Annotated in this window: 14 protein-coding genes; 12 read left to right on the top strand and 2 right to left on the bottom strand. The window is 69.8% G+C overall.

Annotated features, from left to right (window positions below; all coding sequences use genetic code 11):
- Nucleotides 1-44 precede the first annotated feature (44 nt).
- Both GPY60_RS22865 and GPY60_RS22860 read left to right on the top strand, forming a co-directional pair.
- Nucleotides 45-974 (top strand): sterol desaturase family protein, encoded by a 930-nt coding sequence (locus GPY60_RS22865; RefSeq protein WP_156689978.1) that lies wholly within the window; start codon nt 45-47, stop codon nt 972-974.
- Between the two features lie 100 nt (nt 975-1,074).
- Nucleotides 1,075-1,746, top strand: a complete 672-nt coding sequence (locus GPY60_RS22860) for an Rv1815 family serine proteinase (protein WP_370462801.1) — start codon at nt 1,075-1,077, stop codon at nt 1,744-1,746.
- A 67-nt stretch (nt 1,747-1,813) separates the two neighbouring features.
- Here GPY60_RS22860 and GPY60_RS22855 read toward each other — a convergent pair whose 3' ends face one another.
- On the bottom strand, nt 1,814-2,254 hold the full coding sequence (locus GPY60_RS22855; RefSeq protein WP_156689976.1) for a nitroreductase/quinone reductase family protein: 441 nt from the start codon (nt 2,252-2,254) through the stop codon (nt 1,814-1,816).
- 113 nt (nt 2,255-2,367) lie between these two features.
- Between GPY60_RS22855 and GPY60_RS22850 the strand changes: the two genes are divergently transcribed.
- The 3 genes from GPY60_RS22850 to GPY60_RS22840 all read left to right on the top strand — a co-directional run bounded on the left by GPY60_RS22850 (nt 2,368) and on the right by GPY60_RS22840 (nt 5,118).
- Complete coding sequence (locus tag GPY60_RS22850; RefSeq protein WP_156689975.1) at nt 2,368-3,051, top strand: TetR/AcrR family transcriptional regulator; 684 nt, start codon at nt 2,368-2,370, stop codon at nt 3,049-3,051.
- Between the two features lie 115 nt (nt 3,052-3,166).
- A complete protein-coding gene (locus GPY60_RS22845) occupies nt 3,167-3,667 on the top strand; it encodes a VOC family protein (protein ID WP_156689974.1) in 501 nt (166 codons plus the stop codon).
- The gene (locus GPY60_RS22840; protein ID WP_156689973.1) at nt 3,664-5,118 is read left to right on the top strand and encodes an FAD-binding protein; all 1,455 of its coding nucleotides are present in this window, start codon (nt 3,664-3,666) and stop codon (nt 5,116-5,118) included. Before GPY60_RS22845 ends, GPY60_RS22840 begins: the two co-directional genes overlap by 4 nt.
- An 85-nt stretch (nt 5,119-5,203) precedes the next feature.
- Here GPY60_RS22840 and GPY60_RS22835 read toward each other — a convergent pair whose 3' ends face one another.
- Nucleotides 5,204-7,123, bottom strand: a complete 1,920-nt coding sequence (locus GPY60_RS22835; protein ID WP_156689972.1) for an ABC transporter ATP-binding protein/permease — start codon at nt 7,121-7,123, stop codon at nt 5,204-5,206.
- Between the two features lie 70 nt (nt 7,124-7,193).
- Between GPY60_RS22835 and GPY60_RS22830 the strand changes: the two genes are divergently transcribed.
- The 7 genes from GPY60_RS22830 to gcvH all read left to right on the top strand — a co-directional run bounded on the left by GPY60_RS22830 (nt 7,194) and on the right by gcvH (nt 14,481).
- Complete coding sequence (locus GPY60_RS22830) at nt 7,194-8,837, top strand: acetolactate synthase (RefSeq protein ID WP_156689971.1); 1,644 nt, start codon at nt 7,194-7,196, stop codon at nt 8,835-8,837.
- A gap of 51 nt (nt 8,838-8,888) precedes the next feature.
- Complete coding sequence (gene secA2 / locus GPY60_RS22825; RefSeq protein ID WP_156689970.1) at nt 8,889-11,213, top strand: accessory Sec system translocase SecA2; 2,325 nt, start codon at nt 8,889-8,891, stop codon at nt 11,211-11,213.
- 82 nt (nt 11,214-11,295) lie between these two features.
- On the top strand, nt 11,296-11,910 hold the full coding sequence (locus tag GPY60_RS22820; protein WP_156689969.1) for a CDP-alcohol phosphatidyltransferase family protein: 615 nt from the start codon (nt 11,296-11,298) through the stop codon (nt 11,908-11,910).
- Nucleotides 11,903-12,826 carry a DUF881 domain-containing protein gene (locus GPY60_RS22815; protein ID WP_156689968.1) on the top strand — a complete coding sequence of 308 codons (924 nt, stop codon included), beginning with the start codon at nt 11,903-11,905 and terminating at the stop codon, nt 12,824-12,826. The genes GPY60_RS22820 and GPY60_RS22815 overlap by 8 nt, the downstream gene beginning before the upstream one ends.
- A gap of 25 nt (nt 12,827-12,851) precedes the next feature.
- Complete coding sequence (locus GPY60_RS22810) at nt 12,852-13,184, top strand: small basic family protein (RefSeq protein WP_156689967.1); 333 nt, start codon at nt 12,852-12,854, stop codon at nt 13,182-13,184.
- Nucleotides 13,185-13,200: 16 nt separating this feature from the next.
- Nucleotides 13,201-14,058 (top strand): DUF881 domain-containing protein, encoded by an 858-nt coding sequence (locus GPY60_RS22805; RefSeq protein WP_156689966.1) that lies wholly within the window; start codon nt 13,201-13,203, stop codon nt 14,056-14,058.
- 24 nt (nt 14,059-14,082) lie between these two features.
- Entirely contained in the window at nt 14,083-14,481 is a 399-nt protein-coding gene (gcvH, locus tag GPY60_RS22800) for a glycine cleavage system protein GcvH (protein WP_156689965.1), read from the top strand.
- Nucleotides 14,482-14,546: the final 65 nt, after the last annotated feature.

Genomic DNA, 14,546 nt, shown 5'->3' with positions numbered 1-14,546 from the left:
GATAGACATGATGAGCATCGCACCGATCGTCGTAACCTGTGTCTGTGAATGCCGTCACCGGTTTCGTGTCCGGACTGCCCCCGCAGATGCGGGACCCGGTGCTGCTCGCGATCCCGTTCTTCCTGTTGCTGCTGACCCTGGAGTGGTCGGCGGCGCGCAAGCTCGAACAGCTCGTGGGCGAGCGCCCCGGGGCGGGCGCATACCTGACCCGGGACTCCATCGCCAGCATCTCGATGGGGCTGGTGTCGGTGGCCACCACGGCGGCCTGGAAGACCCTGGCCCTGTTCGGCTACGCCGCGCTCTACGCCTACGTCGCGCCGTGGCACCTCTCGGCGGGACGGTGGTACACCTGGGTGATCGCGCTGGTCGGCGTCGACCTGCTGTATTACGCCTACCACCGCATCGCGCACCGGGTGCGGCTGATCTGGGCGACGCACCAGGCGCACCATTCCAGCCAGTACTACAACTTCGCCACCGCGCTGCGCCAGAAGTGGAACAACAGCGGCGAGATCCTGATGTGGACCCCCCTGCCGCTGCTCGGCGTTCCGCCGTGGCTGGTGTTTTTCTCCTTCTCGATCAGCCTGATCTACCAGTTCTGGATTCACACCGAGCGGATCGGCACGTTGCCGCGGCCCATCGAGTTCGTCTTCAACACCCCGTCGCACCACCGCGTGCATCACGGCATGGACCAGCTGTACCTCGACAAGAACTACGGCGGCATCCTGATCCTGTGGGACCGGCTCTTCCGCAGCTTCCAGCCCGAGGTCTTCCGCCCGCACTACGGCCTGACCAAGCCGGTCGACACCTTCAACATCTGGACCCTGCAGACCCGCGAATACGTCGCGATCGCCCGCGACTGGCGCTCGGCAAGCCGCCTGCGCGACCGGCTGGGATACGTCTTCGGGCCGCCCGGCTGGTCGCCGCGGACCGTCGCCGATTCGAAGGCCCCCGGCGCTTTCGTGACCTCTTCGTAACATCCCGGCCGCGCGCCGCGAAAAGGTCAACAGGGAAAACGGGTACGCCGTAACCTCAGACCTGCGGCCGATGTTTCGGCCCCGACGGATCGGAGTTCATGTGCGCCGCTCTGCATTGCGCGCATTCGCCGCATCGATCTGCCTCGCACTTGCGCCCCTGACGCCGGCGGCGCCGGCCCATGCCGACCCGACGCTGGTCTTTCCCGGCATGGAGATCCACCAGGACACTCGCCTGTGCACGCTGGGGTACGTGGACCCGGCGATGCGGGTGGCATTCACGGCCGGGCACTGCCGCGGCGCGGGGCCGGTCTACGACCGCGAGCAGCACCTCATCGGCCGCCTGGCGACCTTCCGGGACAACACCCCGAGCGGGACCACGGTCGCCACCGACCAGGTGATCAACGACTACGAGGCGATCGTGCTCGACGACAGCGTCGCCGTCAGCAACGTGCTGCCGGGCGGGCGTCGCCTCGAGAACAACCCGAATGCCGCGCTTCAAGCCGGCCAGCCGGTCTGCCACTTCGGTGTGATCACCGGCGAGACCTGCGGGACCGTGGAGAGCGTCAACAACGGCTGGTTCACCATGTCGCACGGAGTCCAGAGCCGGCAGGGCGATTCCGGTGGACCGGTGTACCTGCCGGCCGGCGGGGGCCCGGCGCAGATCGTCGGCATCTTCAACAGCATGTGGGGCGACCTTCCGGCGGCGGTGTCGTGGCGCGCCACCTCCGACCAGGTTCGTCAGGACCTCGGCGTGGTCACCAATCCTCGTTAGTGGCGATCGCCAGCGCGGCGCAGCCGCGCGCAGCGGGTCGCCACATCGAATTAGTGCGCCAGCGGGACTAGTACTCGAGGACGAACACCGGGATCGTCGGCGCGGCGGCGCGGAACTGCTCGTCGGTGCTGTCCGGAGTGAGGCCGGCGACGTAGTCCTTCACCTGCCAGTACCAGCGGTCCAGATAGCGTCGCAGCACTGGGGGCTTGGCCGCGTCGTCGACCTCGGTGACCCGGGCCCGGCGGCGCCGCCAGCGCGGGCCCACCTCGACGAAGCCCGCCGCGCGCACGTTGCGCGCCCACTGCGTGTTGCCGCGCGGGCTCACCAGATAGTCGACCCCGTCGATCGTCAGGAGGTTGACCACCACGCCGCGCGCCTTGCCGCTCTTGCGGCCACGCACGCGCAGCGCCCGGGTGCCGGCGATGCTGATCCCCAGCTCGGCGAGCCAGCGGATCACCGCATTGCCGGCCTGGGCCACCCGGCCCGGTTCCTCGTATCGCGTCGACATGGAAGCCCTCTCGGTCAGCGGGTTTTGAGAGCACTGCTCTCGCATGAGGACATGCTGCCGCATGAGCGTGTAAAAAACAAGAGCAGTGTTCTCGCTCGTGTCAGACTGGCGGCGTGGGCAAACGCCAGGAGTCACGGGAGCAGATCGAGTCGCGGATCATCGCGCTAGGGCGCAGGCAGTTGGTCGAGCGCGGCGCCGCGGGGCTGTCGGTACGGGCGATCGCCCGCGACCTGGGCATGGTCTCCTCGGCCGTCTACCGCTACGTGGCCAGCCGCGACGACCTCCTCACGCTGCTGCTCGTCGACGCCTACACCGACCTGGCCGACGCCGTCGACCGCGCGCGCCAGTCCGTCGGCGACCTGTGGAGCGACGAGGTCGCGGCGATCGCCCGCGCGGCGCGGCGGTGGGCGCTCGCCCACCCGGCCCGCTGGGGCCTGCTCTACGGCACCCCGGTGCCGGGATACCACGCTCCGGCGGAGCGCACGGTGCCCGCCGGCACCCGGGTCGTCGGGGCCATCTTCGAGGCCGTGGCCGCCGGGATCACCACCGGCGATATACGCCTCACGAATGACGTTGCGACCCAACCGATGTCGTCGGACTTCGAGCGGATCCGCCGGGAGTTCAGCTTCCCCGGCGACGACCAGGTGCTCACCAAGTGCTTCCTCCTGTGGGCGGGGGTGCTCGGCGCGATCAGCCTGGAGGTGTTCGGCCAGTACGGCAGCGACACCCTGACCGATCCGGAAGCGGTGTTCGACGCCCAGCTCGGCCTGCTGATCGGCGTCCTGGGCCAGCACTGACCGGCGGGTAATTAGAACGTGTTCACCGGTGCGGGCCAGGGGCGGGCGGACGGCTTACGGCAAAGACATCCCGGGCCTTTCTGACCGCCGACGCACTGGGATATCCTGCGAGGCGATGACCCTTCCCCTCCAATCGCCGACGCAGATCGCGTGGGTCACCCGGGACCTCGATGCCACCGAAACGGCTCTCACCGGCCTGTTAGGCGTCCGGAAGTGGGTGCGCATACCCGACGTGCACTTTGCTCCCGACACCTGCAGCTACCGTGGCAAGCCGGCCGATTTCGTCGCCGGCATCTCCCTGAGCTACCTCGGGGACATGCAGTTGGAGCTGATCTCACCGGTCCGCGGGGAGAACATCTATAGTGACTTTCTCCGCGAGTCGGGGCCCGGCCTGCACCACATCTGCATGGAGGCGCAGACCCCCGAGCAGTTCGACGCGGCGCTGGCCGAGGCCGCAGACCGGGGAGCGCCCGTGGTGCAGCAGGGCGTGATGGCGGGCGGCCTGCAGTTCGCCTACGTGTCCGCGCCGCAGGCGGGCGTGCCGTTCGTCGAATTCGCCTACGTCCCAGCCGAAATGCGGAAGTTCTACGACTACATTAAACAGGAGCAGCGGTGAGCACCGAAATCCCGTCAACGGTCCTCGCGGACGACGTGACGTCGTGGTCTGACGACGTCGACGTGGTGGTGATCGGCTTCGGCATCGGCGCGGCCGGGGCGGCGGTCAGCGCGGCCGCCAACGGAGCGCGAGTGCTGGTGCTCGAGCGCGCGGCCGCCGCGGGTGGCACCACTTCGCTTGCGGGAGGCCACTTTTACCTCGGTGGCGGCACCGCGGTGCAGGAGGCGACCGGTCATCCCGACTCTCCCGAGGAGATGTACAAGTACCTGGTCGCGGTGTCGCGGCAGCCCGACGAGGCCAAGATCCGCGCGTATTGCGAGGGCAGCGTCGAGCACTTCAACTGGCTGGAGGACCTCGGCTTCCAGTTCGAGCGAAGCTACTTCCCGGGAAAGGCCGTGATTCAGCCCAACACCGAGGGGTTGATGTTCACCGGCAACGAGAAGGTCTGGCCGTTCCTGGAGATGGCGGTGCCCGCGCCCCGGGGCCACAAGGTGCCGGTGCCGGGCGACACCGGCGGCGCGAGCATGGTGATCGACCTGTTGCTGAAACGCGCTGCGAGCCTGGGCGTGCAGATCCGCTACGAGACCGGCGCCACCCAGCTCGTCGTGGACGGTGACGGGGCCGTCACGGGCGTCGTGTGGAAGCACTTCGCCGAAACCGGTGCGATCAAGGCAAAGTCCGTGATCATCGCTGCCGGCGGCTTCGTGATGAACCCCGACATGGTCGCCAAGTACACGCCCAAGCTGGGCGAGAAGCCGTTCGTGCTCGGCAACACCTACGACGACGGCCTGGGAATCCGGCTGGGTGAGTCGGCCGGTGGCGCCACCCAGCACATGGACCAGATCTTCATCACCGCCCCGCCCTATCCGCCGTCGATCCTGCTGACCGGGATCATCGTCAACAAACTCGGGCAGCGGTTCGTCGCCGAGGACTCCTACCACTCCCGGACGGCCGGCTTCATCATGGACCAGCCCGACAGCGCGGCGTTCCTGATCGTCGACGAGGCACACCTGGAGCACCCCAAAATGCCGCTGGTCCCGCTGATCGACGGCTGGGAAACCGTCGAGGAGATGGAGGCCGCGCTCGGCATTCCCAAGGGCAACCTCGTCGCAACGCTGGACCGCTACAACACCTACGCCGCGCGCGGGGAGGACCCCGACTTCCACAAGCAGCCGGAATTCCTTGCGCCACAAGACAAAGGGCCCTGGGGCGCGTTCGACATGTCGCTCGGCAAGGCGATGTACGCCGGGTTCACCGTGGGCGGCCTGGCCACGTCCGTGGACGGGCAGGTGCTGCGCGAGGACGGTTCCCCGGTGCCCGGCCTGTACGCGGTGGGGGCGTGCGCGTCGAACATCGCCCAGGACGGCAAGGGCTACGCCTCGGGGACGCAACTGGGGGAGGGCTCGTTCTTCGGTCGCCGCGCCGGGGCGCACGCGGCGCGGGCAGGTTAGCGGGTCCGACGAAATTGCCGTGACGGTCGTGCCCGAAGGCCAAGTCAACACCCTGGAGGCAATCTCGGCGTACGAGGCGCCCGGCTCAAACCGTCGCGGGTTCCTTCTCCACCGGGCCAAGGCGCCACTCGCCGCCACCGAGCAGGTGAAGTTCCTGCCGGTGATGCTGCTCGACGGTCGGCCGATGGCTCACGCTGACCACCACGCATTCCGGCAACTCGCTGCGCAGCAGTTGGTACAGCGCGAATTCCAGCCCCTCGTCCAGCGCCGACGTCGCCTCGTCGAGGAACACGGCCTTGGGCTTGGTGAGCAGGATGCGCGCGAACGCGACGCGCTGCTGCTCGCCCGGTGAGAGCACCTTCGCCCAGTCCTGCTCCTCGTCGAGCCGGTTCGCCAACGGCGCCAGGGCCACCTTCGTCAGGACGTCGCGCAGCTCGGCATCGGGGACGTCGCCTGGCTCGTTGGGGTAGCACACCACGGTGCGGAGGCTGCCCAGCGGCACGTACGGCAGCTGGGACAGGAACATCGTCGCGTTGTCCCCGTCGGGCCGGCACAGTGTCCCCGAGGCGTACGGCCACAACTCGGCCAGGCTGCGCAGCAGCGTGGTCTTGCCCGCGCCCGAGCGTCCGGTGATGACCAGCGATCCACCGTCGTCGAGTTGCACGTCGAGCGGGTCGATCAGCCGGTCCCCGGCGGGCGTGCGCACCTCGATACCCCGGAGTTCGACGGTGGACTCTTCGCTCGGCTTCACCAGGATCGTCGGCAACGCGCGGCCCTTGTCGTTGGCGTCGACCAACCCGTGCAACCGGATGATCGCCGCCCGGAACGCCGCGAACGCGTCGTAGTTGTTGCGGAAGAAGGAAAGCGAGTCGTGAATGTTGCCGAACGCCGTCGCGGTCTGGCTGACGTCGCCGAAGTCGATCTGGCCGGCGAACAGCCGCGGCGCCTGGATCGCCAGGGGCAGCGGGACGATGATCTGTGTCACCGACCAGTTCCACCCGTTGAAGATGATGGTGCGGCGCACGTACTTGCGGTAGTTCGCAATGATCGGGGTGAAGCGCCGCCACAGCTGAGCCCGCTCGACCCGTTCGCCCCGGTAGAAGCCCACCGCCTCCGCCGCGTCGCGCAACCGCACCAGGGCGTAACGGAAGGCGGCGTTGAGCCTTTCGTTGTTGAAGCTCAGGAAAATCAGCGGCCGGCCCAGCCAGACCGCGACGACGGTCGCGATCAGCACGTAGAGCAAGACGGTCCAGAACATGGCCCGCGGGAATGTCAGGCCGAAGAGGCTCAGATCCCCGGACAGGTTCCACAAGATCGCGGCGAACGAGATCACCGACGCCACCGCGTTGACGGCCCCGAACAGCAACGTGTTTCCGGTGCCGTTGGACGGCGTGTTGGGGGTGCCGCCGGCGTTGGCGGTGAAGATGTCGATGTCCTGCTGGATGCGCTGGTCCGGGTTGTCGATCGTGTGGTCGATGAACAGATCGCGGTAGTAGGCCCGGCCGTCGAGCCAGTCGTCGGTCAAGTGCGCGGTCAGCCACATCCGCCACGCGATGATGAAGCGCTGCGTCAGGTAGACGTCGACGGCGAAGCGCAGCACCCACAACGACGCCAGCACGCAGAAGATCCCCAGCGACACCCAGAACCCGTGAATGCCGGAGTTGCGCACCGCGGCGCTGCCCGACGCGGTGCCCTGAAACGCCTTCTGCAGAGCCGTATACAGATCGTTGCCCTGATAGCTGAGCAGGACGCTGAGGCGCACGGACGTCAGGACCGACAGCAGCAGCACGCCGAGCCACACCCAGACCTTCACGCTCGACCGGCCGACGAAGTAGCCGCGAGTGATCCGCCAGAACTGGCGGCCCCACGGGGTCAGGAATTTGAACGCGACAAGCACGAGCAAGAGGCACACCGCGGCGATCACCCAGGCGATGGCCAGCCACCGCAGGGAATCGGGCAGCGCCGCCGACCAGTCGATCGAAGGCTTGAACGGCTTCGGGTCCAACGTCGTTCTCCTCACGCGCAACAAGAATCCATCGGCGAAGCTACCGGACGCAGATGGCTAGGCTGCGATGATGAGCACCGACACCGTCTCCACCGACACCGTGCACGCCGGCCGGCTGATCGCCCGCCGGCTCAAGGCCAGTGGCGTCGACACGCTCTTCACGCTGTCGGGCGGCCACCTGTTCTCGCTGTATGACGGCTGCCGCGACGAGGGCATCCGGCTCGTCGACACCCGGCATGAGCAGACCGCGGCGTTCGCCGCCGAGGGCTGGTCGAAGGTGACGAGGGTGCCGGGCGTGGCCGCGCTCACCGCGGGGCCGGGCGTCACCAACGGGATGAGCGCGATGGCGGCGGCGCAGCAGAACTCCTCGCCACTGGTGGTGCTCGGCGGGCGGGCCCCCGCCGGGCGGTGGGGGATGGGCTCGCTGCAGGAGATCGACCACGTGCCGTTCGTGGCCCCGCTCGCCCGCTTCGCGGCCACCGCGGAGTCGCCCGGCGCCGTGGGGTCCCTGGTCGACCAAGCCCTGCGGGCGGCCGTCGGACCCCGGTCGGGTGTCGCCTTCGTCGACTTCCCCATGGACCACGTCTTCTCGATGGCCGACGACGACGGCGCGCCCGGCGCTCTGGCCGACGTGCCGCCCGGCCCGGTTCCCCAGGACGAGAGCCTGGGCCGCGCGGCCGGCCTGCTGGCCACGGCGCGCCGGCCGGTGATCATGGCGGGCACCAACCTGTGGTGGGGCCACGGCGAGGCGGCCCTGCTGCGCCTGGCCGAGGAGCGGCGGATCCCGGTGCTCATGAACGGGATGGCGCGCGGTGCGGTGCCCGCCGACCACCCGCTGGCATTCTCGCGGGTGCGCGGAAAGGCGTTGGCGGAGGCCGACGTTGCGCTGATCGTCGGCGTGCCGATGGATTTCCGCCTGGGCTTCGGCGGGGTGTTCGGGCCGCAGACCAAGCTGATCGTGGTCGATCGCGCCGAACCGGAGCGCAGGCACCCGCGTCCCGTGGAGGCCGAGCTGTACGGCGACCTGCTGTCGATCCTGGCGGCGCTCGCCGCGGGCGGCGGCACCGACCACGAGGACTGGATCGGCGAGCTGCGGGACGCCGAGACGGCGGCGCGCGGCCGGGAACAGGCCGAGCTCGCCGACGAGCGCGTTCCCCTGCACCCCATGCGGGTGTACGCCGAACTCGCGCCGATGCTGGACCGGGACGCCATCGTCGTCATCGACGCCGGCGATTTCGGCTCCTACGCGGGCCGGGTGATCGACAGCTACCAGCCGGGCTGCTGGCTGGACAGCGGCCCGTTCGGCTGCCTCGGGTCGGGCCCGGGCTACGCGCTGGCCGCCAAGCTGGCCCGGCCGGAGCGCCAGGTGGTGCTGCTGCAGGGCGACGGGGCGTTCGGCTTTTCCGGCATGGAGTGGGACACCTTGGTGCGGCACAACGTCCCCGTCGTCTCGGTGATCGGCAACAACGGCATCTGGGCGCTCGAGAAGCACCCGATGGAGGCGTTGTACGGCTATTCCGTGGTCGCGGAGTTGCGGCCGGGCACCCGCTACGACGAGGTGGTGCGCGCGCTGGGCGGCCACGGCGAGCTGGTGTCCGCGCCGGCCGAGCTCCGCCCCGCCCTGGAGCGCGCCTTCGCCAGCGGCCTGCCCGCCGTCGTCAACGTGCTGACGGACCCGAACGTGGCCTACCCCCGCCGGTCCAACCTCGCGTAAGGGCGTGTCGCGGGCGTCCGCGCCGGTCGGCGGTTCGCGTACCGTTGACCTGTGCCGAAGACCACCCCCGCCCAATCCGGCCGCCTGACCAGCCGCTTCTGGCGGTTGCTGGGCGCCAGCACCGAGAAGAACCGCAACCGCTCGCTGGCCCAGGTGACCGCCTCCGCGGACTACGAGAAGGAAGCCGCCGACCTCAGCGACGAGAAGCTGCTCAAGGCGGCGGGACTGCTCAAGCTCGACGACCTGGCCGAGTCCAGCGACATCCCGCAGTTCCTCGCGATCGCCCGGGAAGCGGCCGAACGGTCAACGGGCCTGCGCCCCTTCGACGTCCAGCTGCTGGGTGCCCTGCGCATGCTGGCCGGCGACGTGATCGAGATGGCCACCGGCGAGGGCAAGACGCTGTCCGGGGCGATCGCGGCGGCCGGCTACGCGCTGGCCGGGCGGCACGTGCACGTGGTGACGATCAACGACTACCTGGCCCGCCGGGACGCCGAGTGGATGGGTCCGCTGCTGGAGGCGATGGGCCTGACGGTCGGCTGGATCACCGCCGAGTCGACCAGCGAGGAGCGTCGCAAGGCCTACGGCTGCGACGTCACCTACGCCTCGGTCAACGAGATCGGCTTCGACGTGCTGCGCGACCAGCTCGTGGTCGACGTCGACGACCTGGTGTCGCCCAACCCCGACGTGGCCCTGATCGACGAGGCCGACTCCGTCCTGGTCGACGAGGCGCTGGTGCCGCTGGTGCTGGCCGGCACGACGCACCGCGAGACGCCGCGCCTCGAGATCGTCGCGCTCGTCGGGCAGCTGGAGCCCGGCACCGACTACGACACCGACTCCGACAGCCGCAACGTCCACCTGACCGACGTCGGCGCCCGCAAGGTCGAGAAGGCGCTCGGCGGCATCGACCTGTACTCCGAGGAGCACGTCGGCACCACGCTGACCGAGGTCAACGTCGCCCTGCACGCCCACGTGCTCCTGCAGCGCGACGTGCACTACATCGTCCGCGACGACGCCGTGCACCTGATCAACTCCGCGCGCGGCCGGATCGCCCAGCTGCAGCGCTGGCCCGACGGCCTCCAGGCCGCCGTCGAGGCCAAGGAGGGCATCGAGACCACCGAAACCGGCGAGGTGCTCGACACGATCACCGTGCAGGCGCTGATCAACCGCTATGCGACCGTGTGCGGGATGACCGGGACCGCGCTGGCGGCCGGCGAGCAGCTGCGTCAGTTCTACCGGCTCGGCGTGTCCCCAATCCCGCCGAACGAGCCCAACATTCGCGAGGACGAGGCCGACCGCGTCTACATCACCGCGGCCGCCAAGAACGACGCGATCGTCGCGCACATCACCGAGGTGAACCAGACCGGGCAGCCCGTGCTGGTCGGCACCCGCGACGTGGCCGAATCCGAGGAGCTGCACGAGCGGCTGCTGCGCCGCGGCGTGCCCGCCGTCGTGCTGAACGCGAAGAACGACGCGGAGGAGGCCGAGGTCATCGCCGAGGCCGGCAAGTTCGGGGTGGTGACCGTGTCGACGCAGATGGCCGGGCGCGGCACCGACATCCGGCTCGGCGGGTCCGACGAGGCCGACCACGACCGGGTGGCCGAGCTCGGCGGCCTGCACGTCGTCGGCACCGGCCGCCACCACACCCAGCGGCTGGACAACCAGCTGCGCGGGCGCGCCGGGCGCCAGGGCGACCCGGGATCGTCGGTGTTCTTCTCCAGCTGGGAGGACGACGTCGTCGCGGCCAACCTCGACCACAACAAGCTCCCGATGCAGACCGACGACGACGGGCGCATCGTCAGCCCCAAGGCGGCCGGGCTGCTCGACCACGCCCAGCGGGTTGCCGAGGGCCGCATGCTCGACGTGCACGCCAACACCTGGCGCTACAACCAGCTGATCGCCCAGCAGCGCGCCATCATCGTCGATCGCCGAAACACATTGCTGCGCACCGATACCGCGCGCGAGGAACTGGCCGACCTGGCGCCCAAGCGATACAAGGAGCTCGCCGAGGACATCCCCGAGGACCGCCTCGAGAAGATCTGCCGGCAGATCATGCTGTTCCACCTGGACCGCGGCTGGGCCGACCACCTGGCGTACCTGGCCGACATCCGCGAGAGCATCCACCTGCGGGCGCTGGGCCGCCAGAACCCGCTCGACGAGTTCCACCGGCTGGCGGTCGACGCGTTCGCGTCCCTGGCGGCCGACGCGATCGAGGCGGCGCAGCAGACGTTCGAGACGGCGAACGTCCTCGAGGAGGAGCAGGGCCTGGACCTGTCGAAGCTGGCCCGGCCGACGTCGACGTGGACCTACATGGTCAACGACAACCCGCTGTCCGACGACACGCTGTCCACGCTCAGCCTGCCCGGGGTGTTCCGCTAGGTGCACTGACCTGAGAGGTCAGGCCCGCGAATCGTGCGTCCGTTTAACGCGCCGCAACATCCCCGCGTTAAGGTCACGGCTCATGGAGCCGGTGCTTCCGCCCGACCGGGTGCTGACGGTGCCCAACGCACTGAGCGTCATCCGCCTGGCGCTCATCCCGGTGTTCGCCTACCTCCTGCTCCGCCTGCACGCCAACGGCTGGGCGGTGGCGATCCTGATGTTCAGCGGCTTCTCGGACTGGGCGGACGGGAAGATCGCCCGGCTGCTCGACGAGTCGTCGCGGCTCGGGGTCCTGCTCGACCCGGCGGTCGACCGCCTCTACATGGTCGCGGTGCCGATCGTGCTGGCGTTCGACGGCATCGTGCCGTGGTGGTTCGTGGCCGCCCTGCTGGCACGCGACGGGCTGCTGGCCGCGACGCTGCCGCTGCTGCGCAGCCGCGGGCTGTCGGCGCTGCCGGTCACCTACGTCGGCAAGGCGGCGACGTTCGCCCTGATGTCCGGCTTTCCGCTGGTGCTGCTCGGCACGGGCGGTGCCACCTGGAGCCGGGTGCTGGGGGCGTGCGGCTGGGGCTTCCTGGGCTGGGGGCTGTACGCCTACCTGTGGTCGTTCGTGCTGTACGTCGTGCAGCTGACGCTGGTCATCCGGCGGGTACCCAAGCTCAACCGTCCCCGTCAACCGGCCGGTGAGCATGGCTGAGCCGGACCGCGCGCTCGGCGGCTACGACCCCAACGCGGGTCACCGCCCCAATGTCGCGCGTCCGCAATTCATCCCGGTGCCCTCGCTGCTGCGGGCGCTGCTCTCGGAGCACCTGGACCCGGGCTACGCCGCGGCCGCCGCGAGGCGCGCCGAGGCCGGGACCGAGGCGGGCGGCCGCGGGCGCGCGTCGCGCTGGATGTGGCAGGCCCTGGCGGCGCTGCTCATCGCCTCGGTGTTCGCCGCCGCGGTGGCGCAGGCGCGATCGGTGGCGCCGGGGGTGCGCGACGCGCAGCAGCTGCTGGTGCGCACCGTGCGGTCCACCGAGGCGACCACGACCGGGCTGGCCCAGCGGCGCGGCGAGCTGTCGACCCGGGTCGACGACGTGCAGCGGCACGCGCTGGCCGAGGACGCCGAGGGGCAGCGGCTGCTGAACCGCCTGGACGCGCTCAGCCTGGCCGCGGCCAGCAGGCCCGTCATCGGCCCCGGCCTAACGGTGACGGTGACGGATCCCGGTGCCGGCCCAAACCTTTCGGACGTGTCCAAGCAGCGGCTCAACGGCAGCCGGCAGATCATCCTGGATCGCGACCTGCAGCTCGTCGTCAATTCGCTGTGGGCCAGCGGCGCCGAGGCCATCTCGGTCGGTGGCGTGCGGATCGGGCCGGACGTGACCATCCGGCAGGCCGGCGGCGCGACCCTGGTGGACAACAACCCCACCGCCAGCCCCTACGCGATCCTGGCGATCGGGCCGCCGCACGCCATGCGAGAAACTTTCGACAACAGCCCGGGGTTGCAGCGACTGCGGCTGCTGGAGGTGTCCTACGGTGTCGGCGTCACGGTGAACGTGGCCGACGGCCTGTCGCTGCCGGCCGGGTCCGTCCGCGAGGTGAAGTTCGCCAAACCGATTGGGCCGCAATGACATACGTGAGAACGGGGGAGCGGGCATGATCGGCATCGCGGCGCTGGCGATCGGCATCGTGCTCGGCCTGATCTTCCACCCGGCCGTTCCCGAGGTCATTCAGCCCTACCTGCCGATCGCCGTGGTGGCCGCCCTCGACGCGGTGTTCGGGGGGCTGCGGGCCTACCTGGAACGCATCTTCGATCCGAAGGTATTCGTGGTGTCGTTCGTCTTCAACGTCTGCGTGGCCGCCCTCATCGTGTACGTCGGCGACCAATTGGGCGTGGGGACCCAGTTGTCCACCGCCATCATCGTGGTGCTGGGCATCCGCATCTTCGGCAACGCCGCCGCGCTGCGGCGCCGGCTTTTCGGGGCGTGACGGCGATGAGGTCGGCATGAGCGAGGACTCCCCGGACCGCCCCGGCGGCGAAAACCCCGGTGCGCCAACCCCGGACGGCCCACCCGTCGCCGAGGGCAAGGGTGCCGCGGACGCGCCGCGGGGCCGCCACGAGTTGCCCGCCGCCGCCCGGACCGCCCGCCGGGCGCGGCTGCCGCAGGTCGGTCGCTCCCGGCTGGCGTTCGGGGCGCTGGCCGTCCTGCTGTGCCTCGTGCTCGGCGTCGCGATCGTCACCCAGGTCCGCCAGACGAAATCCGGCGACTCCCTCGACACGGCGCGCCCCGCCGACCTGCTGGTGCTGCTCGACTCGCTGCGCCAGCGCGAAGCGACGCTCAACACCGAGGTGACCGAACTGCAGAACACCCTGAACTCGTTGCAGGCGTCCGGCAACACCGACCAGGCCGCCATCCAGAGCGCGCAGGCCCGGCTCGCCGCCCTGTCGATCCTGGTCGGGACCGTCGGCGCCACCGGGCCGGGCGTCACCGTCACCATCGAGGACCCGGGCCCCGGCGTCTCGCCCGAGGCGTTGCTCGACGTGGTCAACGAGCTGCGCGCCGCCGGAGCGGAGGCCATCGAGGTCAACGACGCACACCAGTCGGTCCGGGTGGGCGTCGACACCTGGGTGGTCGGAACGCCCGGCTCGCTGATGGTCGACAACAAGACGCTGTCGCCGCCGTATTCGGTTCTGGCGATTGGCGATCCGCCCACCCTGGCCGCGGCCATGAACATTCCCGGCGGCGCGGAGGACAGCGTCAAGCGGGTGGGCGCGCGGATGACCGTCCAACAGGCGAACCGGGTGGACGTGACCACCTTGCGGCAACCAAAACCGCACCAATACGCTCAGCCGGTCAAGTGAGCACCGACAAGAACAGGATGACTTGTGAGCGATATCCCGTCCGACCTGTACTACACCGCCGAACACGAGTGGGTGAGCCGAAGCGGTGACCGCGTAGCGCGGGTGGGCATCACCGACTTCGCACAGTCGGCGCTGGGGGATGTCGTCTACGTCCAGCTCCCGGAGGTCGGCACCGCGCTGACCGCCGGCGAATCCTTCGGCGAGGTGGAGTCGACCAAGTCGGTGTCGGACCTCTTCGCGCCCGTCTCGGGCACCGTGACCGCCGTCAACGGCGAGCTCGAAGGCAGCCCGCAGCTGGTCAATTCGGATCCCTACGGGGCCGGCTGGCTGGTCGGCGTCGAGGTGTCCGACGCGGCGGACCTCGAGTCGGCCATCTCGGGGCTGCTCGACCCGGAGGCCTACCGCGGAACGCTGACCGAATGACGATTGCTAATGTGCCTGCCAGCCCCGCAAAGCTCGCGCGGGGGAGGGTCGCACGGGGGAGGGGG

The organism is Mycobacterium sp. Marseille-P9652 (genome assembly GCF_902652685.1).
Lineage (GTDB): Bacteria > Actinomycetota > Actinomycetes > Mycobacteriales > Mycobacteriaceae > Mycobacterium.
This window is presented reverse-complemented; position numbering and strand designations above follow the sequence as displayed.